We start from the raw sequence: 2,252 nt of genomic DNA, 5'->3' as shown, positions 1-2,252 counted from the left end.
GAACTACTTGATAATCTCCACATAGTGACTGCTACTTATTATCCGAAATGCGAACGTGTCGATAGTCTCGAAGAGCTGCTAGACCAAAGAGCTAATCACACTGGTAAAAACACCACCAACGCTGTAAACCAACACAAAAAGTCTAAAATCATCAAGACTGAACAAGAGTGCTATGCATGGACAAGCGTGAATCTTGGAGAGTTGTTAGTTGATGAACTGCTCAGACTCCGGAACCAATATAGCAAAAAAATAGCCAGTGAGAAGCCATGGAACTCACTGTATAAGCTAATCATCAACACAATCTACGGAATCATGGTATCGCCATTTTTCGCCATTGGCAATGTAGTTGTCGGCAATAACATCACAGCACGCGCCCGAGCTATGGCGTGGTATATGGAGAAATCACTGCACGGTTTTCAGACCATTACTGATGGTTGTGCTTTCGAGTTAGACAACGTCATTCATAAAAAATTAAATCGGAAACTCACCGCCGAGGCGCTAGTAGATGCGTACACACCAGGAAAAACAAAAACACTAAATTTTGGGAATCTCTTTAAAAACCAAGATGTCGAACTTGGGACAATTCAACAAGATGATGAATTGACAGTCGTCGCCAAAACTGAAAAGAGAATGATTAGCGGTAAAGAATTAGAAGACTTGGTAGCTAAACAAGTGGCAACACACATACAAAACACATTTCCATCAGTTTCAGTGGTCAATAAGTTTGAATTTGAAATCAAGTCAATCTGCACATCTGGCACATTCCACGGCTCAGCTAACTACAAGTTTCAAATTGGCGATGAAAAAGTCACCACAAAAATGCGCTCATACCGAGATAATGAATGTCAAGCTGAAACCATGAATGGTGATGAGTTGCAAAGCTTAACTAACGAATATCTACCATCCGAAACATTTTTAGATAGTCTACACGAAACACCATACAGTGTTGAGCGTGCAAAAACTTATCTGTTCCGTAAGATACTGAAACCAAGCGAATACAAGAAAAATTATCTAACATCTTGGAAAAATTCGCAAGCTTTCCCCGGATACACAGTTGAGTCTGCTCGTTTGCTACGTGAATGTAGCTTATCACAGTTCACATTTCAAACTCATGACCAGATGAAGAGCTGGGAACGTGAACAAAAATATCTCATCAATAAGTATGGTCAATCATACGAAACATTTTTCACCAATGATGATGAAACTATCAATTACCAACTGATGATTGATTCGATTGACACAGCCATCCGTGCTGGTAATCGCAATTTCAAGTCAACACTAAAATCAAGCAAAGCTCGTAATCATGCACGAGATTACGAAGAGCATCCAGAATTTCAATGCTTGCTAATGGTCAGAGCCAACTTAGATATTCGGTATGGTCGCAAATTGGTTACTGGTAAAAATGATAGCAGTGAAGAGTAATCAAATCTAGATAAACCATCAATAAAAGTTAGCACATGCATTTTTGGAACTCACTACTAACAAGAAACAGAGACCGAAAACTTGTCAAATATTCACATTTTGCATGTGCTAACAAAACTAGGGGTGTACCAGTCAAAAGTCAATACTGACACTATGATAACACATTCATCCCATTAACACCAATTACCGGTATCAATGAAATTGATATCAATAATTCCAACTATTGAAAACGCTTGATGGTAGTTAGTAGTACTCTAATCCACACAAACCAATGGTGTTAATGGGTTATTAAACCGGTGATTTAAGCAATGTCAAAAAACACTAAATTAGCGCACTCACAATATCAGTTTAAAAAAACAAGCTTGACTGCGGGAAAATCGACTTCTGAAACCCCTATAAAATATGGGTATGTGTGTTTTTGTTGACGCAAACGCCGCTAATATATGGGGAATGAGTTTGCGTCAACCCCGTATTTTGGCCGCGAAGCATCCGCTTAATTTCCGTGACTGAGAACTTGTTCTTATAGTTGACATCTCACAACGAGATTAAGCGTATTTGAGTCAGTTTTGGGTATTTGATGTTCTAATGACATTGTGAATCAATAAGGTGTCACAACCATCCCATTACCCAACCCTCTACTTATCCCCTACTCTTCCCCGGTTCCTAGTATTGCCTATTTAGTTTGTGAATTTTTGATGTGTGTGGCCAAGATGGTCTGATTCATGCCCACATTTTGGCTATCATTGGCCGTACCCGGCCAATTAGCTGGTTCATATACCCATTTTAGCTTTAAGAGTGGTTACGGGCTTGCCTTTGCATTGGAATACCAC

Annotated in this window: 1 pseudogene; it reads left to right on the top strand. The window is 39.4% G+C overall.

What is annotated here, in order from left to right:
* Positions 1-1,422: pseudogene (locus F6K63_RS36595) on the top strand (hypothetical protein); the annotation flags it as partial.
* Between the last annotated feature and the right edge of the window lie 830 nt (positions 1,423-2,252).

It is taken from the genome of Moorena sp. SIO1G6, from assembly GCF_010672795.1.
Classification (GTDB): domain Bacteria; phylum Cyanobacteriota; class Cyanobacteriia; order Cyanobacteriales; family Coleofasciculaceae; genus Moorena; species Moorena producens.
This window is presented reverse-complemented; position numbering and strand designations above follow the sequence as displayed.